The organism is Variovorax sp. YR634, from assembly GCF_900106655.1.
Classification (GTDB): domain Bacteria; phylum Pseudomonadota; class Gammaproteobacteria; order Burkholderiales; family Burkholderiaceae_C; genus Variovorax.
The window spans coordinates 121,091-147,029 of sequence record NZ_FNOL01000007.1; the positions used below are offsets into that span (position 1 = coordinate 121,091).

The window sequence follows — 25,939 nt, forward strand, 5'->3', positions numbered from 1 at the left end:
CATCGGCTTGACCCACGACAACACCACCGCGAACAACGCTTCGCGCCTGCCCACGTACTTCATCTCGCACGGCGGCGGCCCCTGGCCCTGGATGAAGAAGGAAATGGGCCCGACCTACGACCAGCTCGCCGCCTCGCTGGCCGACATGCCACGCCAGATCGGCCGCACGCCCAGCGCCATCCTCATGGTGTCGGCGCATTGGGAGGCGCCTGCCTTCACGGTGCAGGGCAGCCCCAAGCCGCCGATGATCTACGACTACGGCGGCTTCCCGGCCCATACCTACGAGGTGCACTACGACTCGCCCGGCTCGCCCGAACTCGCGCAGCGCGTGCAGTCGCTGATCGCTGCTGCCGGCCTGCCGGTGCAGATCGATCCCGAGCGCGGCTACGACCACGGCATGTTCGCGCCGATGGCCGCGATGTACCCGAAGGCCGACGTGCCGGTGGTGCAGCTGTCGCTTCGGCGCGGGCTCGACCCGGCCGAGCACCTGGCGCTGGGCCGCGCACTCGCACCGCTGCGCGACGAGAACGTGCTGATCGTCGGCAGCGGGCTGAGCTATCACAACCTGCGCAACTTCGGCCCGCAGGCGCATGGGGTGTCGAAGGCTTTCGACGACTGGCTCGATGAGGCGGTGGTGAAGAGCTCCGCTGGCGAGCGCAGCGCGCAGTTGCTCGACTGGGATTCAGCCCCGGCGGCGCGCATGGCGCATCCGCGTGAAGAGCATCTGATTCCTTTGATGGTGGCCGTCGGAGCGGCCGAGGCAGAGGCTGGCGAGCGCGTGTACCACGAAGACGCCTTCATGGGCGGTCTGGTGGTGTCGAGCTTCCGCTTCGGCGCTTGAGCTGACTGCGGCCTGGCACGCCGCAGCGTCAGGCGGGAGTCGACAGGCGCGGCGGGCTCGCCAGCGCAAAGTCTTCTGTCGTCAGCGTCAGGTTGGGGTTGTAGGCAGGATCGCAGTGCAGTTCGTCACCCCATCGGTCCAGCATGTAGTGCACCTCCGCTGCAAAACGCTGCTGCTTTTCCGGTGCCTCGTCGGAACCGCGAGTGGCGGATTCATGGTGGTAGAGCTCGGCATAAGGCGTCCAGACATTGCGCAGCCCGGCCGCGCGCAGCCTCAGGCAGAAGTCGACATCGTTGAATGCCACCTTCAGGTTGACTTCGTCGAGGCCACCCACCGCCTGGTAGGTGGAGCGGCGAACCACCAGGCACGCCGCGGTCACAGCCGAGAATGTCTGGATGAGGCTGCCACGCCCGAAGTAGCCGAGGCCCTGCCTGTGCAGCCGTTTGTGACTGTGGCCTGCCACGCCGCCGATGCCGAGTACGACACCGCCGTGCTGCAGCGTATCGTCGGCGTACCAGAGCCTCGCACCGACGGCGCCCACCCCGGGCTGCAATGCGATGGAGACCATCTCAGACAGCCAATCCGGTGAGATGACCTCGGTGTCGTTGTTCAGCAGTGCGACGAGTTCGCCTTTTGCGTGGGCCACGGCGCGGTTGTTCAGCGCGGAGTAGTTGAAAGGGCCGTCGATCCGGAGCACCCTGGCATCGGGTTGGCTCGAAAGCTCGTCGAGATAGTCCAGGACCTCAGGTTCGTCGGAGCCGTTGTCGATCACCAGGATCTCGAAGTTCCGGTAGTCCGTCCGCGTCCGGATGCTGCCGATGCAGCGGCGCAGCAGCGACAGGCCATTGCGTGTGGGAATGATCAGCGTCACCAGTGGGTGGACTTCGGGCAAGGCGTAGTGCGCCCGGTAGCCGTTGTCCGAATGTGCGATGAAACCCTGGACACCACGGCGCCGGAAATGCTCATTGAGCGCGCGTTCGCCGGCAAGCTGCGCGTAGGGTTTGGCGTCGACATTGCCTGCCGCGCTTTCCGCGTGAGCGCGCCAGTGATACAGGACCCGCGGAACGTGCCGGATCTGCTCCGGCGCGACGTGCTCGATGCAGCGCAGCACGAGGTCATAGTCCTGCGCGCCTTCCATGCCGACCTGGAAACCGCCCACTTGTCGCACCAACTCAGCGTGGTACAGGCCCAGGTGCGAAAACATGTTCTGCGAATAGAAGAGGTCCGGATTCCAGTCGGGCTTGAAGTAGGGATCGAAACGCTCACCGCTCGCGTCGAGCTTGTCCTCGTCGGAATAGAAAAGTCGCGCTTCGGGCGCACGAACAATCGCGTCGGCCATCCACAGGAGTGCGTCCTCCTTCAGCAGGTCGTCGTGGTCCAGGAGCGCTATCCATTCACCCTCGGCGAGAGTGAGGGCGCTGTTGGAGGCGGCCGAGATATGCCCGTTCTCCGGGCGGTAGATCACCTTGATCCGCACGTCGTGCGCATAAGAGTCGAGCACCTTCCGGACCCTGTGGTCAGTGGATGCGTCGTCCGCGACGCAGAGCTCCCAGTTCGGATAGATCTGGCCCCTTACCGACTCGATGGCCGCGCGCAGCCAAGCGGGGTTGGCGTTGTAGGTCGGCATCACCACGGAGATCAGCGGCTGCCGAGGCAGCTGTGCCAGGTGCCGGCGCAAGTCGGCGCGTTTTCTTTCATCGATGCTGTCATAGCGCTCGACCCAGCGCGCATAGGGCGGCGCGTCGTTTGTTGTGGCCTGCGCGGCACGAGCTTCCAAAGCTGCAGCCGCACGAGCGACCCCGCCGAAACCAGACTCTCGATAGATCCGTGCTGCGGAACGGACCGTCTGGACCGCACCACGGTGTTGCGCCGCAACGGCGGACAGCAGTCGCGGCACGCGCCTGGCCCGACGCGCCTGTCGTCCCAGCCATCGCAGCGGCACCGTCACCCTCCAACTGGTCGATTGCAGCAGGGCGTGGCGTTGGGTGTCGGCCTCGGCCAGTTGCGCGCGCGTGATGTCGAGGGTTTTGAGCGCCCTATCGGAAGTGGCCGATACCTGTGCGAGTTCGCACTCGCGTTGCGCAAGCTGCTCGCAAAGGGTCGCGCATCGCTGCTCGCAAGCCTCCAGGGCGCTTGCCAGCGTTTTCTCCCGCTCCACTTTCGTGCGGGCCCACGGGTTGAACTGCTCATCGGTACGAATGGGCTCCTTCAGGTGCAGGGGCACAAGCCCTGTGACCACGGGCTCCTCGCGACCGGCGATGAAGCGCTGGCCGAGGACATTGGCGGACGGTGCGTCCTTGCGGATCACGCACATGGAGTTGATGAACTCCACCGAGTGCACGCGGCTCAACATTGCCTCGTCGATGTCTGCACCATGGGCCTGGAGGAAGAGATGCAGGCTATCCCTGCGCGTGCGACTCACGCCCCAGTGCTCGTGGTTCGGCACATCCGCAAGGCGCTTGAAGAAAGCCATGGGCGAAGTCGGATGAAAAAGCCCGCCCTCATGGCTGTGCCAGTAGCTGCAATGAAGGTCTTCGACGATGTAGAGGCCCCCGTCCGTCACATGATCGAAGTAGCGGCAGAACGACCGGACGATGTCGCCCGACAGGTGCGAGCCATCGTCGATGACCAGGTCGAAGCGTTCGCAATGCGCGGTGATCCGTTTGGCGACGGCATCGGTGTTGGCATCGCCGAGCACCACTGAGACGCGGGTGTCCTCAAAGGAGAGTCTTGCGCAGTCGGCATTGATATCGCATCCGACCAACCGGCGAAGCTCGGGGAAGTAGCGCGCCCAGATTTCCAGCGATCCACCATTCTGGACGCCGATCTCCAGCATGCGCATGACCGATGGGCGCCGCGGCGCCAGCAGTCGCTCGTACTCCGAAAGGTAGAGCATCCACTTGTCCGAGACCTTGCCCCGGTGTGACTCATAGAGTTCCCACAGCGTCGGGTCTGCTGGTGTGGCCGAACGGGATTGACGGGCGGGCCTCTCGTCGAGGAGTTCGGGTTCTCGAGATTGGGCGAGTGACAGCATCTGGCGTCCAACGTGAGTGAAGTGACAAAGAACCGCCGGGATCTCGCTTGATGCGAAACCTCCGGTGATTCCCAAGTCTTGCTGTCAATCTGGTCAAAAGATTGAGCAACACTTTGTCTTCAGCGCGCGAGTGTTCGCGGCTGACTTCACGAACGCCAACGGTGGATGCGTGTGTCTACGCCTGACGCACTAGTGCGGGCCCCGCCGCGCACCATCGGCATCGACCAACCCCACGCGCGTCTGCCGCCCCCACGTACCGCGCCCCGTCAGGAAAGTCCACCAACCCCAGGCCGCACCCGTGTGGCGCAGGATCTGAAAGGTGAATGGCTCGACCAGCGCTGCCATGAAGGCTTGCGCCATGTTCGCCTCGCTGCTGTGGCCGATCCAGCGCCGGTACAGGTATACCGACCACAGGTGAAATGCGAGGTCGAGCACGATCTTCGCGCCGATCACGCCGGCCACCGGCGCCAGCACGCCGAAGTTGCCGCGCACCAGATACATCAGCAGCAGCCCGAAGGCGGCCAGCCCGTAGAGCGGCTGCAGCGTGTCGATGGCCTTCACCGGCAGCATCGCGACGCCGAGCCAGCCGTAGCGCCGGTCACCAACCATTGCTCGATACCAGAACTGCGTTTGCAGGAAGCCACCGAACCAGCGGCGGCGCTGGCGCAGGAAGGCGCCGGTGCTGCTCGGGGCATCGGTGTGTGCCTGTGCGTCGCCCAGCACGCGCACCGTCCACGGCAGGCCGTGCGCCTGCGCATGGCGGTGCAGGCGATGGATGAGTTCGTAGTCTTCCACCAGGCAGTCGGTGTCGAAGCCGCCCACGGCGCGCACCGCGTCGGTCCTGAAGCCGGCGAAGGCGCCGGAGATCAGCAGCAGGCCGTTGACGCGCATCCATGCATAACGCGAGAGGAAGTTGCGGATGTACTCATAGGTCTGGAACCACTGGAAGCAGCGGCCGGCCAGCGAGCGGCTGCACACCGGGGTGATGACGCCGGTAGCGGCGACGAGGTTCGGCTCTTCGGAAAAAGCGCGGCGGACGGCGCCGATGGCTTGGGTGTCGAGCAGCGTGTCGCCATCGACCGTGAGCACGGTGTCGGTGTCGATGCACAGGACGGCCGCGTTCAGCGCAACCGCCTTGCCGCCGTGCGGCAGGCGCAGCCAGTAAAGAGAGGGGTGTGTTGCACTGGCAGCGCTCAGCGAACCAAGTTCGGGCGCGACGAGCCCGTAGTGCGTGGTCAGCAGCTCTGCCGTGCCATCGGTCGAACCGTCGTCCGCGATCACGATGCGGTCGGGTGCGTCGGTCTGGCCGAGCAGGGCGGCCAGCGTCACGGGCAGCACGGCTGCCTCGTTGTGCGAGGCGACGATCACGCCCAGGGTGTTGCGCCTCACCGCGGCTGCAGGGGAAGGCGAGGGCCGGGGCCGCAATATCGGTAGCGTCATCCAGGCGACGAACAGCAGCAGCACGGTGTCGTAAAGCACATAAGCCACCCCCACCGACCAGGCCCCGACATTGCCGACCTTGAAGGCCATGGCGAAGAGCAGTGCCCACAGCACGAGTACGCTCCCGTGAATGAGCCAGCTTCGCAGCGGGGTGCTGGGTGGAGACAGGCGCGGCGATGCGGCCACGAAGGCGCTTTGGAAAGGATCGTTCAAGGGAAGGTGCCCGGGCGGCTGTCGGTCGGTGGTTCGTTGTCGATACGCAAAAACTCGGCCTGCGGTTTCGAAAGTCCCAAGGCAAAGCCGGGACAATCGCACGCGTCATCGACTGAGTCGCCCCACGCCCGAAAATTCCCCGCATGCTCGCACAAACCCGCTACACCCGAACCGCGATCGCGCTGCACTGGCTGATAGCCGTGCTCATGGCCGTCAACATCGCCCTGATCCTGCTGGTCGACTACTACCCCGACGACTGGGTGCGCCCGGCCGTCGACACCCACAAGTCGATCGGCATCACGGTGCTGGGCCTGGTGATTTTGCGGCTCCTGTGGCGCGCCACGCACAAGCCGCCGGCCATGCCGGGCTCGTACGGTGCACTCGAACGGTTCGCGGCGCATGCGGCCCACGGCACCTTGTATCTGCTGATGATCCTGTTGCCGCTGTCGGGCTGGATGCACGACTCGGCCTGGAAAGACGCCGCCACCCACCCGATGCAGCTTTTCGGCCTGTTCGAATGGCCGCGCATCGGCTGGATCATGGCCATCGAGCCCACCATGAAGGAAACCTGGCACACCGTGCTGGGCGGCGTGCATGTCTGGGCGGGCTATGTGCTTTACGTGCTCTTCGCGCTGCACGTGCTGGGCGCGCTCAAGCACCAGTTTTTCGACGGCGAGGCCGAACTCCAGCGGATGCTGCCATGACCACACAAGAAGAGACCAAGGCCCGCGAGGCCATCGCCCGCATCGACGCGCTGTCGACCCACTACGACCCGGTGCACGAGGGCGTGCGCGTGCGCTGGCGCCGCTTCGGTACCGACACCGCCCGGCCCCCGCTGGTGCTGCTGCACGGCGGCCATGGCAGCTGGATGCACTGGCTGCGCAACGCCGAGGCGCTATCGGCAGGCCGCACGCTGTGGCTGCCCGACATGCCGGGTTTCAACGAATCCGATGCGCCACCGCGCGTGGCACCGGGCGAAGACTCGCTGCCACCGCTGCTTGATGCGCTCGGCGGCACGCTCGATCAGCTTATCGGCGCGGGCACGTCCATCGACCTCGGCGGCTTCTCCTTCGGTGGCTTGACGGCTGCACGGTTCGCCGTGCGGCGCGGAGCCATCCGCCGCTTCGCGCTCGTGGGCAGCGGCGGCCACGGCACGCTGCGGCGCATGACGGCTCAGATGATCAACTGGCGCGCCGCCCCGGACCGGGAGGCGGAACGCGCCGCATTGCTGAACAACCTGGCCGCGCTGATGCTGCACGACCCGGCAGCCATCGACGCGCTGGCCTTCGAGATCCATGACATCTCGTGCCATGGCACGCGCTTTCGCAGCAAGGAGGTGTCGCAGTCGGGCGGGCTGCAGCAGGCGCTCGGTACGCTGGGCGTGCCTACGCTGCTGCTGTGGGGCGAGTACGACGTCACCGCCGACCCGCGCCCGCTGGTGGCGCGGCTGGTGGCCGAAGGCCCGGGGCGCGAAGGCGTGGTGATCGACGGCGCCGGGCACTGGGCGCAGTACGAGCGCGCCGATGAAGTCAACGCGCGGCTGCTGGAGTTCTTTCGCTGAACCCTATTGCTGCTGCTTCACCAGCCCCAGCTTGCGGATGATGTCGCCCCACTGCTCGTAGGTCGCGCGCGTCAGCGCGGCCAGCTCCGCGGGGCTCGACGACTCGGCCTCGTACGCGCCCTGGCGGAAGAAGTCGCGCGTGGCCGGCATCGCCAGCACCTGCGCCAGCGCGGCATGCAGTTTCTCGACCACCGGAGCCGGCATGCGCGCCGGCCCATAGAAACCCAGCCAGCTCGGCATGTCCACGCCGCTCACGCCCTGTTCGCCCATGGTGGGCACGTCGGGCAGCATCGGGCTGCGCTTCGGCGCCGCCACTGCCAGCATGCGCACCTTGCCGGTGGCCGTGTTCTGGATGGCGTTGGGCGCGGCATCGAAGTAGTACTGCACGCGGCCCGCGAGAAAGTCTTTTGCGGCGTCGGCGCCGCCCTTGTAGGGCACGTGCACCACGTCCAGTCCGGCTTGCCGCGCGAAGGCCTCGCCGTAGATATGCGACGAGGTGCCGGTGCCGAAGGAGGCGTAGCTCATCTTCCCCGGGTTGGCCTTGATGTACGCCACCAGTTCCTGCACCGTGCGCGCCGGCACGCTCGCATGCACGGTCAGCACCAGCGGCCCGCGCGCGCCTAGCGAGATCGGTGTCAGGTCCTTGAACGGGTCGTAGCGCACCTGCGCCAGCGTCTGCGGGTTCTGCGCCACCACGGAGGAGGGCGCGTACATGAAGGTGTAGCCGTCGGGCGCGGCGCGGATCACCTCTTCAGTCGCAAGGATGAAGCTCGCGCCCGGCCGGTTCTCGACGATCACCGGCGTCTGCAGCACCTCGCCGAGCTTGTTGGCGACGAAGCGCGCCTGCGAGTCCGACGCGCCACCTGCCGCCAGGCCCAGCACGATGCGGATGGTGCGGCCCTTGTCCGGAAAAGGTGCGGCGGCATGGGCTGCCAGCAGTGGCATGGCCGCGCCGAGCGCAAGCCAGGCGGTAAAGCGGCGGCGACCAAGAAGGGAGCGCATGCCGCTCATTGCTTGGCCAACCCGACCTGCTGCACCATCGCTCCCCAGCTGTCGTAGGTCGAGCGCGTGATGCCGGCAAATTCCTCCGGCGTGGTGCCCCCGGCCTCGTAGCCGCCGCTGCGATAGAACTCGCGCACCTGCGGCATCGCCAGCACCTTCGCGAGCGCCGTGTTGAGCTTTTCGACCACTGGCGCCGGCATGCGCGCCGGCCCGTAGAAGCCCAACCAGCTCGGCAGATCGAGCCCCGCGTAGCCTTGCTCGGCGAAGGTGGGTACGTCGGGCAGCGCGGCAATGCGCGCGCTGGCGGCCACCGCGAGGATCTTTACCTTGCCCGTGGCCGAGGTGATGATGGCCGACGAGGCCGAGTCGAACATGTACTGCACGCGCCCGCCGATCAGGTCTTTCGCTGCGTCGGAGCCGCCCTTGTACGGGATGTGCACCGCGTCGATGCCGGTCTTCTTCACGAAGGCCTCGCCGTAGATGTGCGACGAGGTTCCCGCGCCGAACGAGGCATAGCTCACCTTGCCGGGGTGCGCCTTCACGTAGGCCGCCAGTTCCTTCACGTTGTTCACCGGCACGCTGGTGCTCAGCGACAGCACCAGCGGCCCGCGCCCGCCCATCGAGATGGCGGTGAAGTCCTTGAACGGGTCGTAGGGCACCTGGGCGAATGTGTGCGGGTTCTGCGCCATGGTGGACGAGGGCGCGTACAGCAGCGTATAGCCGTCGGGCAGGGCGCGCGATACCTCGTTGGCCGCCAGCATGGTGCTGGCCCCGGGCTTGTTGTCGACGATCACGCTGGTGCCCAGCACCTCGCCGAGCTTCTGCGCCACGATGCGCGCCTGCGCGTCGGTGCCGCCGCCGGCGGTGAAGCCCACGACGATGCGGATGGGCTTGCCGCGCGCCGGAAAGTCCTGCGCCACGGCCAGTGATGCAAGGCCCAGGAAGGCTGCGGCGCCGAGGGCCGAGCCGAAGGCACGGCGGGTGCCGTGAAGTTTCTTCATCGATGTCTCCGTTGGATTTCTCTTTCTATATTGATCTTGAAAACCATAAAAATCCATATTTACTAGGGAATACCCCAGAGATATGGCTTTTGAGTTTGACAAAATGGAAAGTAAAATCAAAATACGACGAAACAAGCCAAGCCGAGAACGCACTCATGAAAACTGTCGTCCGTACCGACGAGCGCATCCTGTCCTCCGACATCTTCGACCGCGACAGCCGCGTCAAGCGGCCTGACCACGGCAGCTGGGCCGAGCCCGGCAAGAGCATTCCGGTCTATCACCGCTGCGGCGTGCTGGTGGTCGGAGGCGGCCCCTCGGGCACGGCGGCCGCAGCAGCAGCAGCCCGCGCAGGCGCCGACGTGGCGCTGCTGGAGCGCTACAACCACCTGGGAGGCCTGTCGACCGGCGGCCTCGTCATCTGGATCGACCGCATGACCGACTGGGAAGGCAAGCTGGTGATCCGCGGCTTCGCCGAAGAGCTGTTCGACCGACTGCCGGCCGACGCCATCGCCGGCCCCTCGCGTGCAGACTGGGGCTCGCAGGACACGGCCAAGGCCGCGCACTGGTCGCAGCGCACTGCCGCCTATCACGGCGTCGTCACCTGGTCGCCCACCATCGACCCCGAGCGGCTGAAGCTGCTCTCGCAAGAGATCGTGCTGGAGCGCAAGGTCAAGCTCATCTACCACTCGTGGGCCGCCATTCCCATCGTGCAAGACGGCGCCGTCAAGGGCGTGGTGTTCGAGAGCAAGGAAGGCCGCATGGCCATCATGGCCGACGTGGTGGTCGACGCCACCGGCGACGGCGACCTGTTCGCCCGCGCCGGTGCCGACTACGTGAACGACATCGAAGAGGCCGACGTGCACCACTGCATGAACACCTCGTGGCTCTTCGGCGGCGTGGACATGAATCGCTGGATCGAGTTCAAGGCCGGCCAGCCCGAGGCCTTCACCGCCTTCATGGCGGGCGGCCGCGAGCAATGCGGCCTGTTCGAGCGGCCTTTCGTCTCGTGGCGCAACGACGTTGCCCTCTTCATGGGGCCGCGCCAGTCGGGCTACTCGGCGCTCGACGTGGACGACCTCACTGCCGTGGAAGTGCGCTCGCACCGCGCCATGGCCGCGCACCTGGACTACTTCCGCGCCCATGCACCGGGCTTCGAGAACGCCTACCTGATGCTGAGCGCGCCGCAGATCGGCGTGCGCCATGCGCGTCGCCTGAGCGGCGTGGGCTCGGTGCTGCGCAGCCAGTGGCCCGACGGTGTGCCGCTGGCCGACGAGATCGGCGTGTCGCCCGCGGTGTCGCCCAAATTTCCGAACATCTCCATTCCCTACGGCGCGCTGGTGCCGCAGAAGCTCGACGGCCTGCTGGCCTGCGGGCGCCACATCTCGTGCGACCGCAACTCGCACGGTTTCATGCGCGAGATTCCCCAGTGCTGGATCACCGGCCAGGCCGCGGGCGTGGCGGCGGCGCTGGCATCGCGCGGCGGCATTGCGCCGCGCTTCATCGACGTGGGTGCGCTGCAGTCTGAACTGCTGGCCCAGGGCGTGTACCTGCGAGCCGGGGCACCCGGAATTGGGCAGGGCGCGGTGTCGCCTGCAACGGCCGAGGCCGGAGCCTGAGCCATCGGCCATGACCCCGGACGCCCTCTCTTCGCGAGCCTCTACATTGGAGAGTCCTGAGAAGAGTCTTGCAAAGGGTACCTCCATGTCCACTGAAAAAAACGACACCTCCTTTTCCGCAGCCGAGCCGGCCGAACCGGCGGAAGTGCGCGGCGAGCGCTCCGACACCGTGAGCGCGCTGGAGCGCGGCATCTCGGTGCTGCGCTGCTTCAGCGAAGAACGCCCGGTGCTGGGCCATGCAGACCTTGCGCGCATCACCGGTATTCCGCGCCCCACCGTCAACCGGCTGGTCGCCACGCTGCTCTCGCTGGGCATGCTCAAGCCCGCGCAGGCGGCCGACCGCTTCATGCTCGGGCCGGGCGTGGTGTCGCTGTCGCGCGTGTTCCTCGGCAGCCTCGACGTGCGCGCCGCAGCGCGGCCCAGCATGCAGGCGATGGCGGAGGAGGTGGGCGCCTCGGTCTACCTCGCGATCCGCGACGGCATGGAGATGGTGCTCATCGAGGCCTGCCGCCCGCGCTCGTCGATGCTCTCGGCGCGGCTCGACGTGGGCTCGCGCGCGCCGCTGGCCAACTCGGCGCTCGGCCGCTCGTACCTCTCGGCATTGCCCGAGGTGCAGCGCAACCAGCTGATCGATTCGATGCGCCTGCTGCGTGGCCCCGAGTGGGACAGCATCGCGCCGAACATGAATCGCGCCATCGGCGAATCGAAGCGGCTGGGCTATTGCCTGTCGCTCGGCGAATTCCACCGCGAGATCAACTCCGTGTCGGTGCCCCTCATCGGGCCTGACGGCGAAGTGATGGCGCTCAACGGCGGCGGCGCTGCTTTCGTCTTCACCGAGGAGCGCCTGCGCAACGAACTCGCACCGCGCCTGCACGACATCGCGCTGAGCATTGCGCGCGACATCGGCGGCCACGTGCCCACACCCTCGCCGGGCTAGCAGGCCCGGCCGGGGTTCCCCCCCACGACACAGAAGAACGGAGACACAGGCCATGCACCTGAGCGATGAAGAAAAAGCCATGTACGACGGGCGCGACGGCCCGGCCGTGCAGAAGGCGATGGACCTGCTGATGCGTTACGGCGAGGCATTGGGCGCCGAGCGGCTGGTCGAGACGCGCAACGTCTGCGCCACCATCACATCGACCACGCCCTTCCAGCGCGACTTCGCGCTCGCCAAGGGCGGCGGCATGGATGCGGTGTTCTCCGAATTCAGCCTCGACAGCCAGGAAACCGTCGAGATTTCGAGGTTCAAGGTCTTCACCAGCCACCTGCAGCTGGGCTTCGACCCCGGCCAGCCCGAGCGCATGGGCGTGAGCGAGGAGATCGTCCAGTTCTACAACAGGAGCGAGCGGCACGCTGCCGGCTTAGGCGCGCAGATCATGAACACCTGCACGCCGTACCAGGTCGGCAACATCCCGACGCGCGGCGAGCACTGCGCGTGGATGGAGTCGTCGGCGGTCGTGTATTGCAATTCGGTGCTGGGCGCGCGCACCAACACCGAAGGCCGCGAGAGCACGGGTGCCGCCATGCTCACCGGCCGTATTCCGTATTGGGGCTACCACCTCGACGAGAACCGCCGCGCCACACACGTGGTCGAGCTAGACATCGAGGTCGAGTCTGTGCAGGACTGGGGCCTGCTCGGCTACTACATAGGCGAGCACGTGCAGGAGCGCGTGCCGGTGGTGCACAGCAAGCGCGGCATTGGCCGCGTGCCGAACCTGCCGCGGCTCAAGCACTTTGGCGCCGCGGCATCTTCATCGGGCGGCGTGGAGATGTATCACATTGCCGGCATCACGCCCGAGGCGCTGACGCTCGAGCAGGCGCTCGGCGGCCGTGCGCCGGTCGAGGTGCTGCGCTACGGCGAGGCCGAGCGCCGCGCCACCTACGAGAAGATCAACGTCACGGGCAAGGACTCGGAAATCCAGTACGTGATGCTGGGCTGCCCGCACTACACCATCGAGCAGATCTGGGAGGCCGCGCAGCTCATCGAGGGCCGCAAGGTGCATCCGAGCTGCGAGCTGTGGATCTTCACGCCGCGCGCCATCAAGTCGCTGGCCGACCGTAACGGCTACACGAAGATCATCGAGGACGCGGGCGGAATCATCATGAGCGACAGCTGCTCCGCCATGAGCCGCGCCGTGCCCAAGGGCACGAAGACGGTGGCGCTCGATTCGGCCAAGCAGGCCCACTACCTGCCCGCCATCCTCGGTGTGCAGGCCTGGTTCGGCAGCACGGCCGAATGCATCGATGCCGCCTGCACCGGCCGCTGGAACGGAGGCTACGCATGAGCGACGCAGTCATCACGGAAAAAACCATCGTCATCCGTGGCCGCAAGGTGGTGGGCGGCGTAGCCGAGGGCGAGGCCCTGGTCACGCGCGACCGCATCTCGGGCTGGGGCGGCATCGATCCGCGCACCGGCACCGTCATCGAGACGCGGCACGAACTGCGCGGCCAGAGCTTCGCGGGCAAGGTGCTGGTGTTTCCGGGAGCCAAGGGCTCGTCGGGCTGGTCGGCGATGTTCCACATGACGCGGCTCATGAACTCGGCGCCGGCAGCATTCCTCTTCAACGAGATGACGACCAAGATGGCGCTGGGCGCCGTGGTCACGCATTCGCCATCGATGACCGACTTCGAGCGCGACCCGCTCGAGTGCATCGCAACCGGCGACTGGGTGCGCGTGGACGCCGACCGTGGCGTGATCGAGATCACCAAGAAGAACAACACATCCGGAGATCGCCCATGACCCGTCCCCTGCGCAGCAACTTCCCGCGCGGCTCCTACCTGTGGTCGGTGCGCAATGCGCACTGGCGCGCGCTCGGCATTCCGGAAGAGGATTGCGAGAAGCCCAAGATCGCCGTCGTCAACAGTTCGTCGGAGCTGGCCGCCTGCTTCAGCCATCTCGACCGCGTGGCTGGGGAGATAAAGGCCGCGATCCGCGCTGCGGGCGGCATTCCCTTCGAGATCCGCACGGCAGCGCCCAGCGACTTCATCACCGGCGCCGGTGCGCGTGGCGCCTACATGCTGGGTGCGCGCGATCTGGTCACCAACGACATCGAGGTGGCAGTCGAAGGCGCACAGCTCGACGGCATGGTGTGCCTCACCTCCTGCGACAAGACGGTGCCGGGCCAGCTCATGGCTGCCGCTCGGCTCAACATTCCGACGCTGCTGGTGCCCTGCGGCTACCAGCCCAGCGGCGAGTACCGCGGCAGGCACATGGACATCGAGGAGGTGTTCATCGGCGCGATGCACGCCGTCACGGGGAACCTGCCGGTGGAAGAGCTCGTGGGCATGAGCCGCGAAGCGATCCGCGGCCCGGGCGTGTGCTCGGGCTTGGGCACGGCCAACTCGATGCACATCGTCTGCGAAGCGCTCGGCATGGCCTTGCCTGGCAGCGCGCCGGTGGCCGCGCTGAGCGAGAAGATGATGGCCGACGTGCGCGCAGCCGGCACCCGCATCGTGCAGATGGTGTGGGACGACCTGAAGCCGCGCGACATCCTCTCGCCCGGCGCTTTCGCCAACGCGGTGCGCGCGGTGCTTTCAGTCGGCGGCTCGCTCAACACCGCGAAGCACCTGCAGGCGATAGCGACCGAGGGGGAGTGCGGCGTCGACGTGTACGGCCTCTTCGAAAGCCTCGGCCCCACGACGCCGGTGCTGGCCGGCGTGCGGCCCATCGGCGAGCATTCCATCGAGGCCTTCGAGGCAGCGGGCGGTTGCCGTGCGCTGATGAAGCAGCTCGAACCCTTGCTCGACACCAGCGCGCTGACGGTCACCGGCGGCACGGTGGCAGAGAACCTGCGCAACGCCGAAGTGGCCGATGCCGAAGTGATCCGCCCCATCGACCGCCCGGTCGCACCGCTGCCGGCCATCGTGCTGCTGCGCGGCAACCTCGCGCCCGAGTCTGGCCTCATCAAGACCGGCATCGCAGAGCGCAAGGTGCGACGCTTCACCGGGCCGGCCGTGTGCTTCTGGACTTCGGATGCAGCCATCGCCGCCCTGAAGAAGGGCGAGATCGTGCCCGGTCAGGTGGTCGTGATGCGCGGCGCCGGCGCCTGCGGCGGTCCGGCCATGGGTGGCGGTGCGTCGCGCGTGGTCTTCGCTGTCGATGGCGCGGGCCTCGGGGACCAGGTCGCACTGCTCACCGACGGGCACCTCTCGGGCCTCGTCTGCAAGGGACTCGTGGTGGCCGAGGTGTCGCCCGAAGCCGCGCTGGGCGGACCGCTCGGGCTGGTGCGCGACGGCGACGTGATCACCATCGACCTCGACGCGCGCCGCCTCGACATCGCACTGACCGACGCCGAACTCCAGGCCCGTCGCGCCGACTGGCAGGCGCCGCCGCCGGCCTTCGACACCGGCTGGCTGCAGCAGTACCGGCGCAACGTGAGTCCACTCTCCAAGGGCGCAGTGCTCGTGCGCACCGAACGCCCCGAGCCCTCGAGCTAGACCTTTTCCACCCCGGCCTTCGCCAACCGGTGCGAACCCCCGTTCGCACCCGGTGGCGCAGCCCTGCGCGCGATTCCAGAGTTTTTCAACCGAAGAGAAGAAGCAGGAGACAAAAAACCATGAAGAGATTTTTGATGTGGTCGGCGCTGGGGCTGGCAAGCAGCGGCGCGGCGCATGCGCAATCCAGCGTCACCGTGTTCGGCGTGGTGGACCTCGGCATCCAGTACACGAGCGGCGCCGGCAGCGGCTCGGTCAAGGCGCTGTCGAACGGCGGGCTCTCGACCAGCCGGCTCGGATTTCGCGGCACCGAAGACCTGGGCGGCGGCCTGCGCGCGGGCTTCTGGCTCGAAGGCAGCCTGAACCCCGACAACGGCACCGGCCGGCCGAGCAACAGCAACAACCAGACGAGCGGCGCGGGCGCGGCAGGGCCCATAACCTTCGACCGCATGTCCTTCGTGAGCCTCTCGTCGGACACGCTGGGCGAAGTGCGGCTGGGCCACGACTTCATTCCCACGCACTACAACAGCATCTACTTCGACCCCTTCAACGCCAACGGCGTGGCGCGCGCGGGCAACCTCACCTTTGCGGGCGCGGGCACCGGGCCGCTGCCCACGGCCATCACCGGCAGCAACACGGTGAGCTACTGGCTGCCGCCCAACATCGGCGGCTTCTACGGCATGGCGATGGTCGGCACCGGCGAGAACGACTCGACTGTCGCGAACCGCGACGACGGCAACTTCGCCGGCGCGCGCTTCGGCTTCGCCTCGGGCGCGTTCGACATCGCGGCGGCCGTCACTCGCTCGCACTTCGACGCCACCACCACCATCGGCAACTACACGCACGCCAACATCGGCGGCTCGTGGGATGCGGGCTTCGCGAAGTTCTTTGCGCTCTACAACAAGGTGACGGTGAAGCTCGCGGGCGGCACGGTGCGCAAGAACACCACCGAGATCGGTGCGCACATTCCGGCTTTCGAGGTCGGCCGCATCCGCATCAGCTATGCCTACCTCGACGACCGCAGCGACGAGAGCCTGCGCAACGCCAACGGCATGCCGCGCAACCGCGACGACGCGCGGCAGTTCGGCATTGGCTACGTGCACAACCTCTCCAAGCGCACCGCGCTCTACGGCACCTATGCGCGGTTGATGAACAGCGGACAGGCGCGCTATGTGGTCAGCGGCGGCGTTGCACCGGGGGCCGGGCAGCGCTCGTCGGGGTGGGAATTCGGTGTGCGGCATCTCTTCTGAACCAAGGAGCCTTTCATGCGACGCAGAACCCTGACCATGGCGGTGCTCCCGGCTCTTGCGGCCGCGATGCTGCCCGGCGCGGTGGCCTGGAGCGCCGATGCATATCCGAACAAGCCGCTGCGGCTGATCGTGGGCTTCGCGACCGGCGGCGGCGCCGACGTGCTCACGCGCATCATCGCGGAGGGGCTGTCGAAGCAGCTCGGCCAGCAGGTGATCGTGGAGAACCGGCCCGGCGCCGACGGCGTGCTTGCGGCGCAGGCCACCTCGTCGGCCAGGCCTGATGGCTACACGCTGCTGATGGGCACCAACACTGCGATGGTGGCGGCGCCCACGCTGCGGCCGACGCCGCCCTACGACCCGTTCAAGGCCTTCACGCCGATCAGCTCGGCCGGGCAGTTCTCGATGTTCCTCGTGGTGCCGACGAGCCTGCCGGTGAAGAGCGTGAACGAACTGCTGGCAATGGTCTCGGCCAAGCCGGGCGCCTACAACTCGGCATCGAGCAACAGCGCTTCGGAGCTTGCGATGCTGCAGCTGCTGGGTGACCGCAAGGTGGTCAACGCGCGCTACAAGGGCGACATGCAGGCCATGACCGACCTGCTGGGCGGGCAGATCCAGATGATGTTCACCACCGGCACGCTGGCGCCGGGCTTCGTGAAGGAAGGGCGCATCCGCGCGCTGGTAACGCTGCTGCCGCAGCGCAGCGGCCTGCTGCCCGACGTGCCGACCGGCGGCGAGCTGGGGCTGGGCAAGCTCACCATCACGCCGTGGGCCGGCTTCTTCGGGCCGCCGGGGCTGCCGCAGGCGATTACCGACAAGCTCTCGCTGGAGCTGCAGAACACGCTCAAGCGGCCCGACGTGCATGCCCAACTGGTGCAGCAGGGCTTCGAGGGCTACGGCATGAGCCCCGCGAAGTTCGCCGAGTTCTTCCGCACGCAGTACGACGCCTTCGGCGCCACCGTGCGGGAGCACAACGTCAAGTTCGAATAGCGGCGGCCTCGCGGCGCCAGAAGGCGGCATCGGGGAATGTGCCTGCGCCGGCCGCGGCGTTGTCCGCCATGTGCTCGCCGCGGCTGGTGCCGGGAATCGTGCAGGTCACCGTCGGGTGGCTCAGCACGAACTTCAGCAGCACCTGCGCCCAGCTCGTGCAGCCGATCTTGCCGGCCCACGCGGGCAGCGGCTTGTCGCGAAGCCGGCGCAGCAGGCCACCGCCGCCGAAGGGCATGTTGACGATCACCGCCACGCCGCGCTCGGCCGCCAGCGGCAGCAGGCGCTGCTCGGCCTCGCGCGCGTCGAGCGAATAGTTGATCTGCAGAAAGTCGAGCTTCTCGGCGCGCAGCACGGCCTCGACCTCGTCGTAGGCCGAGGCCGTGTAGTGCGTGATGCCGATGTAGCGCACACGGCCTTTCTCCTTCCAGCCGCGCAGCGTGGCGAGGTGCGTGCGCCAGTCGACGAGGTTGTGCACCTGCATCAGGTCCATGCGCTGCGTGCGCAGCCGCGCGAACGATTGCTCCATCTGCGCAATGCCGGCCTCGCGGCCCGAGGTCCAGACCTTGGTGGCAAGAAAGGCTTTGTCGCGCGGCTTCGCTGCGGCCAGCAACTCGCCGGTGGTTTCCTCGGAGCGGCCGTACATCGGCGAGCTGTCGATCATCGTGCCGCCGGCCGCGAACAGGGCGTCGAGCACGCCGGGAAGGCGCTTGTATTCCTCGCTGCCGGGGCGCTGGTCGAAGCCGATCCAGGTGCCGCAGCCGATCACGGGCAGGGCTTCCTGGGTGGAGGGGATGGGGCGGGTGTTCATGGCGGACTTGCTCTGCGGTTGTGCGGAAGCGGGGAGCGCGGCGCTTGCGCACAGCGCGGCGCCCAGGCGCAGCAGTTCGGCGCGGGTGAGAGGGAAATCCTTCGAGGGCGGCATCGGCGGCCAGTATCCGACGATGGGGCAAAAAAGAGAAAAGCAGCTTTCTTGTTGTGGGCTATGGAATACTGTATAAAAATACAGTTAACAGTCTTCACCATGGGCCTTCCTTTCCTCGACTCCTTTTCCGCTGCCGCAGGCCGTGGCGTCTGGCATGCCGACGAGCTCGGCCTGGCCGACGCACAGGTCGTCGCCACCGGCCACACTGCGCTCGACGCGCAGTTGCCGGGCGGCGGCTGGCCGGTCGGGGCGATGACGGAGCTGCTGCAGGCCGCGCCCGAGGCCCATGTCTGGCGGCTGCTGCTGCCCGCGCTGGCGCAGGCGGTGCAGGCGCGGGGCGGGCCGGTGGTGCTGGTCGGTGCGCCTTATGAGCCGTGCGGACCGTCGCTCGCGGCGCAGGGGCTGCCGGTGGAGGCCCTGATGTGGGTCAGGAGCGAGGCCCCGGCCGCGCGGCTGTGGGCCTGCGAGCAGGCACTGCGCTGCGCGGACATCGCAGCCGTCGTGGCCTGGCTGCCGCAGGCGCGGGTGGGTGAGCTGCGGCGGCTGCAGCTGGCGGCTGCGCAGCACGAGGTGCTGCTGTTCGTGTGCCGGCCCGAATCGGTCGCGCTGTCGGCCTCGCCGGCGCGGCTGCGCATTCGTGCCGGGCGCTGCGAAGCGGATGCGTCGCAGATCGAGCTGCACATCCTCAAGCGTCGTGGCCCGCCGCTGGCCACGCCGGTGATGCTGCCGGCGCGCAACGAACGCATGACCGCATTGCTGGCCGCCGCCCGGCTGCGCCGCAAGCTGCGTCTGCAGCAACTGGGCACGGTGCCGGCCGGCGAGTCGGCAACCTCGGCGACCGTGGTGCGCATCGACGCGTGGAAAGGAGGCCCGGATGCACTGGATCGCCTTGCGGTGGTCGCTTGACGCCGACACGCCCGATGCTCCTGTCTTGCCCACGCCCGAAGCGCTGGGCTGGTGGGCGCTGCAGTACACGCCCCACGTCGCCTGGCAAGACGAGGCACTGATGCTCGAAGTCTCCGCCTGCGAGCGCCTGTGGGGCGGGCGGTTGCAGCTGATGCGCCAGTTGCTTGCCGACAACCCCGCGCCCGACGTTCGCATGCAGGGTGCGCAGGGCGCCACGAGCCTGATCGCGCTGGCCCGGCTGCGCCTGTTCGTGCGACAGGAAAAGCGGCCGCAGGACGTGCCGTCCGGGCTGCCTCTCGACACTCTGAGCGCCGCGCGCGAACACCTCGACCTGCTTGCGCGCCTGGGTTGCCGCACTTGGGGCGAGGTGGCGGCGCTTCCGCGCGGCGGCCTCACGCGGCGCTTCGGCGCAGGGCTGCGCGAGGCGCTCGACGCCGCATGGGGCCTGCGCCCCGAAAGCCATGCCTGGCTAACGCTGCCCGACGTGTTCGAGCAGAAGCTGGAGCTGCCCGCGCTGGCCGAGACAGCCCCCGAACTCATGTGGTCGGCCAACCGGCTACTGTCGGCCCTGCAGATCTGGCTGCGTGCCCGCCAGCGTGGTGCGCGCGCGCTCGAACTGGAGTGGACGCTCGATCTCAAGCGCTTCAATGGCGTGAACCTGCCGCCGCACCAGCAAGTCACCGTGCGCACGGCCGAGCCCACGCAGGACATGGCGCACCTGCGCCGCCTGCTGTCCGAAAAACTGGCCCTCACCACGCTGGCCGCGCCCGCGAGCTGGCTCAGGCTGCGCACGCTCGAAACCGATCCGTGGGCTGGCGCCAGTACCAGCTTTCTGCCGGAAGACAACCGCAAGGGCGACAGGCTGCACGAGATGGTCGAGCGGCTCAGCGTGCGGCTCGGAGCGCAGCAGGTGGTGGTGCCGTCGGCGCAGGCCGACCACCGGCCCGAACGCAAGCAGGCATGGCGGCCCGCGCTGCAGAAAGAAAAGGAAAAGGCGCCCGGTGACAAGGTCCGCAAGGAAGCAAAGGCCGCCAAGGCCGCGGCGTCGCAGCCCGACGCCATCTACCCGCCGTGGCTGCTGCCCGAGCCGCTGCTGCTCGAAATGGACGGCGAGCGCCCGTGCTATCGCGGCCCGCTGAGCAGGCTGATCGGGCCGCAGCGTGTCGAGACGGGCTGGTGGGGCGACAAGGAAGACGGCGGCCAGCCCGCGATGCGCGACTACTACGTCGCGGAAAGCCCCGAGGCCGGGCTGGTGTGGATCTTTCGCGAGCGGCCCGCCGCGCGCTTTTCTTCCGGCGAGGTGCGCTGGTATCTGCAGGGCTTCTATGCCTGACCTGAGCGGCAAGCAACTGCGCGGGCGCAACTCGGCCAAGGTGCATGCGCTGCCGTTGCCGCTGCGCAAAAAAGCCGCGCCGACGCTGCCGGACTATGCCGAGCTCCATTGCCTGACCAACTTCAGCTTCCAGCGGGGCGCTTCGACGCCGGAGCAGATGGTGGAGCGGGCCTACCAGCTCGGCTATATCGCGCTTGCCATTACCGACGAATGCTCGGTGGCGGGCATCGTGCGGGCCCATGTGGCCCTGCGCGACCTTCCGGCGAAGCTGGCCGAGCACGAGCGCGAGCATCCCGACGAGCCGGAGATCCCGCGTAACTCCGCTTTCCGCCTGCTGTTCGGCAGCGAGTTCCAGTTCGAGCGCTTCAAGCTCGTGGTGATCGCAAACGACACCGAGGGTTGGGGAAACCTGTGCGAGTTCATCACCGCCGCGCGCAACACCGAACTGCCCAAGGGCGAGTACCGCGTGAGCTGGGAAGACAGCGACGTGGCCTCGCTGCAGCACTGCCAGGTTCTTTTCGTACCGCATCGCAACCCCGGCGGTGCGATGGATGTTGCGACGCTGCACGAAGACCTGATGGCCGCCAAGGCGCTGTACGGCGAAAACCTCTGGCTGGCCGTGGAGCTGTTCAACGAACTCGACGATGACCTCTGGTTCGTCACGCTGATGCAGGCGGGCGAGGAAACAGGCGTGCCGCTCGTGGCCGCCGGTGACGTGCGCATGGACGTGCGCTCGCAGAAGCCATTGCACGACGTGCTGACGGCGGTGCGCGAAGGCAAGACGGTGGCCGAATGCGGCTTTGCGCTGCAGTCGAATGCCGAGCGGCATCTGCGGCCGCGCATGCGGCTGGCGGAACTTTATTTTCAGGAGATGCTGACGAACACGCTTTTGGTGGCCGGGCGGTGCAGGTTCGACCCTGAAGTGATCCGCGAGAACTACAAGTACCCGTTGGAAAGCGTGGGCAATCACGAGACGCCAGCTCAGACGCTGATGCGCAAGACATGGGAAGGTGCCCGGGGTCGATATCCACAAGGCGTTCCCGAGGTGGTGCGGGCGCAGGTCCAGAAAGAGCTCGACATCATCATCGATCTCAAATACGAGATGTTCTTCCTCACGGTGGAAGACATCGTGCGTTTCGCTCGCTCGGAGAGCATCCTTTGCCAGGGGCGCGGGTCGTCGGCCAACTCGGCAGTCTGTTTCTGCCTCGGCATCACTGCCATCAATCCGGACAAGGGCACGCTCCTGTTCGAGCGCTTCCTGAGCCGCGAACGCCGCGAGCCGCCCGACATCGACGTCGACTTCGAGCACCAGCGGCGCGAAGAAGTCATCCAGTACATCTACGAAAAATATGGCCGCGACCGTGCCGCCATTGCCGCCGTCGTCATCTGCTATCGCGCACGCAGCGCGTTGCGCGACGTGGGCAAGGCCATCGGCATCGACGAGCGGCTGATCGACGAGTTCGCGAAAGACCACTACTGGTTCGACGAGACAGTGCTCGGCGAGCAACTGCGCCAGGCTTCGGCGCGCGTCGGTGTCGAGGAGGACGAACTCAAGCTGATGCACTGGATCGAGATGACGCAGCGGCTCAAGGGCTTCCCGCGCCACCTGAGTCAGCACGTGGGCGGCTTCGTGCTCACGCACACGAAGCTCACGCGGCTGGTACCGGTCGAGAAGGCGTCGATGAAAGACCGCTCCGTCATCCAGTGGGAAAAGGACGATCTCGAAGCGATGGGCATGCTCAAGGTCGATGTGCTCGCGCTCGGCATGCTCAGCGCGATCCGCCGGGGGCTCGCTCACATGAATCGCTGGCGGGGCTCGATGCTGGAGATGCACCAGATACCGAGCGACGACCAGAAGGTGTTCGACATGATCTGCGACGCCGACACCATCGGCGTGTTCCAGATCGAGAGCCGGGCGCAGATGTCGATGCTGCCGCGCCTGAAGCCGCGCACCTACGAAGACCTGGTGATCGAGGTTGCCATCGTGCGGCCCGGGCCTATACAGGGCGGCATGGTGCATCCGTATCTCAAGCAGCGGGAGCGGGTGGCGAAGAAATTGCCGATCCATTACGAAGACGATGAGCTACGCCCCGCGCTGGAGCGCACGCTGGGCATCCCGATCTTCCAGGAGCAGGTGATGCAGATCGCCATGATCGCGGCCAAGTTCACGGCCGACGAGGCCGATCAACTGCGGCGTGCCATGGCGGCGTGGAAGCGCAAGGGCGGCCTCGACAAATTCCACGAAAAGCTCGTGAATGGCATGGTCAAAAACGGATACCCCAGGGCATTCGCCGAAGCCATCTTCAAGCAGGTCATGGGCTTCGGCGACTACGGCTTCCCTGAAAGCCACGCCGCCAGCTTTGCGCTGCTGGTAACGGTGAGCAGTTGGCTCAAGAACTACGAGCCGGCCTGCTTCCTCGCCGCGCTGCTCGATTCGCAGCCGATGGGCTTCTACAGCCCGTCGCAGCTCGTTCAGGACGCACGTCGCCATGGCGTCGAGGTGCGCCCGGTCGACGTCACACGCAGCGAACTCGACACCACGCTCGAAGCTCGCGACCCCGATGCGCTGCGTTCTCCGGGCATCGATCCACGCTACATCGACCGCCTCGGCAACGAGAACCAGCCCGCGGTGCGGCTGGGCCTGAACCGCATATCGAGCCTCAGCAAGGGTGGCGCCGAGCGCCTGCTCAAAGCACGCGACCAATCGCCCTTCACGAGCACCGAAGACCTTGCCCTGCGCGCCGAACTCGACGGCAAGGACATGGCCGCGCTGGCCGCCGCCGATGCGCTGATGTCGCTCTCGGGCCATCGGCGCCAGCAGGTGTGGGACGCCACCACGCAGCACCGGTCGCCGGCTCTGCTGCGGGGCGTGCCGATCAACGAGCAGGCGCTGCTGCTGCCGGCCGCGCCCGAGGGGGAGGAGATCGTCGGCGACTACGCGGCGCTCGGCCTCACGCTGCGCCGCCATCCGCTCGCGCTGCTGCGCCCGCGCCTTGCGCGCATGAAGCTCATGAGCGCGGCCGAACTGCGTTCGCTGCCCAGCGGGCAGACCGCGCGCGCCTGCGGCATCGTCAAGGGACGGCAGCGTCCACAGACCGCCAACGGCACCATCTTCGTCACGCTGGAGGACGAGACGGGCAACGTCAACGTCATCGTCTGGAGCCATGTCATCGAGGCCTGGCGCGAGCCGCTGCTCAAGTCGCACCTGCTCGCAGTGCAGGGCACATGGCAGCGCGACGACGACAGCGGCGGCAAGGTGCAGCACCTGATCGCCACCGGCTTCAGGGACCTGACGCCGCTCATGGGCCGGCTCGCGCAGAGCAACACGAGCCGCGACTTTCATTGACGCGGGAAGGGAGCGACCGAATGCAACCGATCGTTCCATGCCTCGCGCCTTCCTCCGCTTTTCGCTAACCTGTTTCCGCCATGTCCGCACTTGCCGCTCTCGACCCCATCGTCGCCACGCCCATCGGCCCGCCGCCTCCTGCGCCCGACGTGCCCGTGCCACCACCGCCGCCGCCCATGCCACCGCCGGAGGGCGATCCGCCACCAGTCGTGCCGCCTGTGACCGACCCCGGCTTTCCGCCGCCGGTGGTGGAGCCTCCACCTATGCAGAAGGCCGAGACGGCGGTTCCGTTCGGCAAGCCGCACGCGCGGCGCCTGCGCGAGATCTATCGCTCGGCCGGCTGGCCGTGCTGCGACACCGTCGAAGTCGAACTGCTCGCTGGCGGCTATCTGGAGCGCGTGCGCACGGTGCACGGCCACGAGACGCTGCGCGTGACCGACACCGGCATTGCGCGCATCGCCACCACGCTCACCATCAACCGCGCCGCGCTGTCGCCGCACGAAGCCCTGGTGGAGCGCGTGGCGCGCGAGATGACGCGCGGCGGCCGCATCGCATGGCGCGGCCTGGGCCTGCGCGCCCGACTGCCGCCGCTGGAAGAGGGCGGCAAGCCGCGCTGGTGCGTTGCGCGGCCCGATGTGTTCTCGATCCGCAATACCAGCGTGGAGGCTTACGCGCACCCCATCGTGCACGAGGTGAAGGTGAGCCGCGCCGACCTGCTGGGCGACCTGCGCAAGCCCGACAAGCGCGCGGCGTACCTCGACCTGGGCGGCGAGTGCTGGTACGTGCTGGGCAACGACGCGAAGGGCCGCTGCATCGCCAAACCAGAAGAAGTGCCGGCCGAATGCGGCGTGATGGTGCTGGAGGGCGAACGCCTCGTGGTCGCGCGTGCAGCCGTGCATCGCGCGTTCGATCGCATTCCGTTCGCGGTGTGGCTCGCGCTGGCCAAGGCGCAGCCGATTGCCGGATTCGAGGACGACGTGCAGGACATGCTGATCTGACGACCTCGGGCCGGGTCAGGTGATGTCGTCGTAGCTCCGATGCGCGATGGCGACGGCGTCGCCGGGCAGGAACTGGCTCTGCATCTGGCGCAGGCCTTCTTCGCGGTCTTCAGCACTGGCCGTGGCATCGAACATCTGGTCGCAGAACTCGAGCACGTCTTTTGCGATGCGTTCGTAGCGGTAGTAGGCGAGGGCGACGAGGTCGATGTCTTTAAGTCCGTAGCCTTCGTAGAACAGCGCTTCTTCCTGCGGCTGGTTCCACACGTGGCCGACGCCACCGCCGATGAACATCAGGTCGCGCTCTTTCGGGGCGAGGATGAGCGTGTCCCAGTCGACGATGGAAATGCGGTCGTTGTCGCCGACGAGGACATTGCCCGCGTGGAGATCGGAGTGGCACAGCACCAGCTGCGGCGGGCGTTCGAGCAGGATGGAGGCGAGCTGTTCGCTGCGATAGACGACGGTGTCGATCTCTTCCGCATGCTCCTCCCAGAAGGCGAGGAAGCGCTTGACGATGTCGTCGCCCTTCACGCCGTTGATGAACCGGCGCTGGTAGCGGCGGACGCCTTCACGCCAGTGGTGGGCGTAGTGCTCTTTGGGAAGACCGGCCGACAGCGCTTCGGGCAGCTCGGTGCGATGGATCGCGCCCAATGCGGCGCCGAGCGTGGTCCATTGGCGGTTCGTCAATGTGCGTTCGAAACCGTTCTTGCCGTCGAAGAAGGGATAGAGCGCCCAGTCGAAACCGTGGCTTTGCGTGCTCAACTGCTGGCTCGTTGTGGGCAGCGGCGCCATCACGGCTTCGATGCCTTTGTCGTGGTGAAGGAAGGCAGGGACCGCGACGACCGGCTGGTCGAAATCGCCTCTGCGCAGCTTGAGGAAGTACGCGGCGCCGTCACTCGCATTGATGCGAAAGACGGCGGAGTTCACATCCGCGCCGAGGGGCAGGAATTCGATGCGGGCGTCGTGCAGGCCATAGGCATCGGCGAGGTATTGCGCGACGGTTTCGCGCGACAGGTCGGGGGGCGTCAGCATGCGGCCACTGTAGCGCCGGACGAATG

Annotated in this window: 20 protein-coding genes; 14 read left to right on the top strand and 6 right to left on the bottom strand. The window is 67.3% G+C overall.

Annotation, left to right across the window (positions count from 1 at the left end; genetic code table 11):
* Window positions 1–7 precede the first annotated feature (7 nt).
* A complete protein-coding gene (locus BLV60_RS14820) occupies window positions 8–841 on the top strand; it encodes a DODA-type extradiol aromatic ring-opening family dioxygenase (RefSeq protein WP_093055736.1) in 834 nt (277 codons plus the stop codon).
* Between the two features lie 28 nt (window positions 842–869).
* On the opposite strand, the gene BLV60_RS34855 is transcribed toward BLV60_RS14820, so the two are convergent.
* Together BLV60_RS34855 and BLV60_RS14830 are read right to left on the bottom strand one after the other, a co-directional pair.
* Window positions 870–3,875, bottom strand: a complete 3,006-nt coding sequence (locus BLV60_RS34855) for a glycosyltransferase (protein WP_371127371.1) — start codon at window positions 3,873–3,875, stop codon at window positions 870–872.
* Between the two features lie 189 nt (window positions 3,876–4,064).
* Complete coding sequence (locus tag BLV60_RS14830) at window positions 4,065–5,528, bottom strand: glycosyltransferase family 2 protein (RefSeq protein ID WP_093055738.1); 1,464 nt, start codon at window positions 5,526–5,528, stop codon at window positions 4,065–4,067.
* 143 nt (window positions 5,529–5,671) lie between these two features.
* Between BLV60_RS14830 and BLV60_RS14835 the strand changes: the two genes are divergently transcribed.
* Together BLV60_RS14835 and BLV60_RS14840 are read left to right on the top strand one after the other, a co-directional pair.
* On the top strand, window positions 5,672–6,232 hold the full coding sequence (locus BLV60_RS14835; protein ID WP_093055740.1) for a cytochrome b: 561 nt from the start codon (window positions 5,672–5,674) through the stop codon (window positions 6,230–6,232).
* Entirely contained in the window at window positions 6,229–7,089 is an 861-nt protein-coding gene (locus BLV60_RS14840; RefSeq protein ID WP_093055742.1) for an alpha/beta fold hydrolase, read from the top strand. The genes BLV60_RS14835 and BLV60_RS14840 overlap by 4 nt, the downstream gene beginning before the upstream one ends.
* 3 nt (window positions 7,090–7,092) lie before the next feature.
* Here BLV60_RS14840 and BLV60_RS14845 read toward each other — a convergent pair whose 3' ends face one another.
* The gene (locus BLV60_RS14845; protein WP_093055744.1) at window positions 7,093–8,100 is read right to left on the bottom strand and encodes a Bug family tripartite tricarboxylate transporter substrate binding protein; all 1,008 of its coding nucleotides are present in this window, start codon (window positions 8,098–8,100) and stop codon (window positions 7,093–7,095) included.
* Window positions 8,097–9,092, bottom strand: a complete 996-nt coding sequence (locus BLV60_RS14850) for a Bug family tripartite tricarboxylate transporter substrate binding protein (protein ID WP_093055746.1) — start codon at window positions 9,090–9,092, stop codon at window positions 8,097–8,099. The genes BLV60_RS14845 and BLV60_RS14850 overlap by 4 nt, the downstream gene beginning before the upstream one ends.
* Window positions 9,093–9,247: 155 nt before the next feature.
* On the opposite strand from BLV60_RS14850, the gene BLV60_RS14855 reads away from it, so the two are divergent.
* From BLV60_RS14855 to BLV60_RS14885, 7 genes are all read left to right on the top strand, one after another.
* A complete protein-coding gene (locus BLV60_RS14855; protein WP_093055748.1) occupies window positions 9,248–10,708 on the top strand; it encodes an FAD-dependent oxidoreductase in 1,461 nt (486 codons plus the stop codon).
* An 85-nt stretch (window positions 10,709–10,793) separates the two neighbouring features.
* A complete protein-coding gene (locus BLV60_RS14860; protein WP_093055750.1) occupies window positions 10,794–11,645 on the top strand; it encodes an IclR family transcriptional regulator in 852 nt (283 codons plus the stop codon).
* Window positions 11,646–11,697: 52 nt separating this feature from the next.
* On the top strand, window positions 11,698–12,993 hold the full coding sequence (locus tag BLV60_RS14865) for an aconitase X (protein WP_093055752.1): 1,296 nt from the start codon (window positions 11,698–11,700) through the stop codon (window positions 12,991–12,993).
* Window positions 12,990–13,448, top strand: coding sequence for an aconitase X swivel domain-containing protein (locus BLV60_RS14870; RefSeq protein WP_093055755.1), 459 nt, complete (start codon window positions 12,990–12,992; stop codon window positions 13,446–13,448). The genes BLV60_RS14865 and BLV60_RS14870 overlap by 4 nt, the downstream gene beginning before the upstream one ends.
* On the top strand, window positions 13,445–15,145 hold the full coding sequence (locus BLV60_RS14875) for a dihydroxy-acid dehydratase (RefSeq protein WP_093055757.1): 1,701 nt from the start codon (window positions 13,445–13,447) through the stop codon (window positions 15,143–15,145). The genes BLV60_RS14870 and BLV60_RS14875 overlap by 4 nt, the downstream gene beginning before the upstream one ends.
* Before the next feature lie 119 nt (window positions 15,146–15,264).
* Complete coding sequence (locus tag BLV60_RS14880; RefSeq protein WP_093055759.1) at window positions 15,265–16,392, top strand: porin; 1,128 nt, start codon at window positions 15,265–15,267, stop codon at window positions 16,390–16,392.
* Window positions 16,393–16,407: 15 nt separating this feature from the next.
* Window positions 16,408–17,379, top strand: coding sequence for a Bug family tripartite tricarboxylate transporter substrate binding protein (locus BLV60_RS14885; protein WP_093055760.1), 972 nt, complete (start codon window positions 16,408–16,410; stop codon window positions 17,377–17,379).
* Here BLV60_RS14885 and BLV60_RS14890 read toward each other — a convergent pair.
* Window positions 17,366–18,301 (bottom strand): aldo/keto reductase, encoded by a 936-nt coding sequence (locus tag BLV60_RS14890; RefSeq protein ID WP_093055762.1) that lies wholly within the window; start codon window positions 18,299–18,301, stop codon window positions 17,366–17,368. The two genes, BLV60_RS14885 and BLV60_RS14890, sit on opposite strands and share 14 nt — an antisense overlap.
* A gap of 99 nt (window positions 18,302–18,400) precedes the next feature.
* Here BLV60_RS14890 and imuA point away from each other — a divergent pair, with 99 nt between their 5' ends.
* The 4 genes from imuA to BLV60_RS14910 all read left to right on the top strand — a co-directional run bounded on the left by imuA (window position 18,401) and on the right by BLV60_RS14910 (window position 24,884).
* Entirely contained in the window at window positions 18,401–19,207 is an 807-nt protein-coding gene (gene imuA / locus BLV60_RS14895; protein ID WP_093055764.1) for a translesion DNA synthesis-associated protein ImuA, read from the top strand.
* A complete protein-coding gene (locus BLV60_RS14900) occupies window positions 19,176–20,540 on the top strand; it encodes a Y-family DNA polymerase (protein ID WP_093055766.1) in 1,365 nt (454 codons plus the stop codon). The genes imuA and BLV60_RS14900 overlap by 32 nt, the downstream gene beginning before the upstream one ends.
* Window positions 20,533–23,886: an error-prone DNA polymerase gene (locus BLV60_RS14905; protein ID WP_093055768.1), complete on the top strand. Its 3,354-nt coding sequence runs from the start codon at window positions 20,533–20,535 to the stop codon at window positions 23,884–23,886. Before BLV60_RS14900 ends, BLV60_RS14905 begins: the two co-directional genes overlap by 8 nt.
* A gap of 80 nt (window positions 23,887–23,966) precedes the next feature.
* Window positions 23,967–24,884 carry a hypothetical protein gene (locus BLV60_RS14910; protein ID WP_093055770.1) on the top strand — a complete coding sequence of 306 codons (918 nt, stop codon included), beginning with the start codon at window positions 23,967–23,969 and terminating at the stop codon, window positions 24,882–24,884.
* Window positions 24,885–24,899: 15 nt separating this feature from the next.
* Here the strand turns inward: BLV60_RS14910 and BLV60_RS14915 are convergent, their stop codons facing one another.
* Window positions 24,900–25,913 (bottom strand): phosphotransferase enzyme family protein, encoded by a 1,014-nt coding sequence (locus BLV60_RS14915; protein WP_093055772.1) that lies wholly within the window; start codon window positions 25,911–25,913, stop codon window positions 24,900–24,902.
* Window positions 25,914–25,939 lie beyond the last annotated feature (26 nt).

Bases quoted from the DNA above. Each gene is read 5' to 3' on its own strand.
- BLV60_RS14885 (WP_093055760.1), top strand. From the start codon at position 16,408: ATGCGACGCAGAACCCTGACCATGGCGGTGCTCCCGGCTCTTGCGGCC.
- BLV60_RS14855 (WP_093055748.1), top strand. From the start codon at position 9,248: ATGAAAACTGTCGTCCGTACCGACGAGCGCATCCTGTCCTCCGACATC.
- BLV60_RS14905 (WP_093055768.1), top strand. From the start codon at position 20,533: ATGCCTGACCTGAGCGGCAAGCAACTGCGCGGGCGCAACTCGGCCAAG.
- BLV60_RS34855 (WP_371127371.1), bottom strand. From the start codon at position 3,875: ATGCTGTCACTCGCCCAATCTCGAGAACCCGAACTCCTCGACGAGAGG.
- BLV60_RS14865 (WP_093055752.1), top strand. From the start codon at position 11,698: ATGCACCTGAGCGATGAAGAAAAAGCCATGTACGACGGGCGCGACGGC.
- BLV60_RS14850 (WP_093055746.1), bottom strand. From the start codon at position 9,092: ATGAAGAAACTTCACGGCACCCGCCGTGCCTTCGGCTCGGCCCTCGGC.
- imuA (WP_093055764.1), top strand. From the start codon at position 18,401: ATGGGCCTTCCTTTCCTCGACTCCTTTTCCGCTGCCGCAGGCCGTGGC.
- BLV60_RS14900 (WP_093055766.1), top strand. From the start codon at position 19,176: ATGCACTGGATCGCCTTGCGGTGGTCGCTTGACGCCGACACGCCCGAT.
- BLV60_RS14870 (WP_093055755.1), top strand. From the start codon at position 12,990: ATGAGCGACGCAGTCATCACGGAAAAAACCATCGTCATCCGTGGCCGC.
- BLV60_RS14880 (WP_093055759.1), top strand. From the start codon at position 15,265: ATGAAGAGATTTTTGATGTGGTCGGCGCTGGGGCTGGCAAGCAGCGGC.
- BLV60_RS14860 (WP_093055750.1), top strand. From the start codon at position 10,794: ATGTCCACTGAAAAAAACGACACCTCCTTTTCCGCAGCCGAGCCGGCC.
- BLV60_RS14890 (WP_093055762.1), bottom strand. From the start codon at position 18,301: ATGCCGCCCTCGAAGGATTTCCCTCTCACCCGCGCCGAACTGCTGCGC.
- BLV60_RS14910 (WP_093055770.1), top strand. From the start codon at position 23,967: ATGTCCGCACTTGCCGCTCTCGACCCCATCGTCGCCACGCCCATCGGC.
- BLV60_RS14845 (WP_093055744.1), bottom strand. From the start codon at position 8,100: ATGAGCGGCATGCGCTCCCTTCTTGGTCGCCGCCGCTTTACCGCCTGG.
- BLV60_RS14875 (WP_093055757.1), top strand. From the start codon at position 13,445: ATGACCCGTCCCCTGCGCAGCAACTTCCCGCGCGGCTCCTACCTGTGG.
- BLV60_RS14835 (WP_093055740.1), top strand. From the start codon at position 5,672: ATGCTCGCACAAACCCGCTACACCCGAACCGCGATCGCGCTGCACTGG.
- BLV60_RS14840 (WP_093055742.1), top strand. From the start codon at position 6,229: ATGACCACACAAGAAGAGACCAAGGCCCGCGAGGCCATCGCCCGCATC.
- BLV60_RS14915 (WP_093055772.1), bottom strand. From the start codon at position 25,913: ATGCTGACGCCCCCCGACCTGTCGCGCGAAACCGTCGCGCAATACCTC.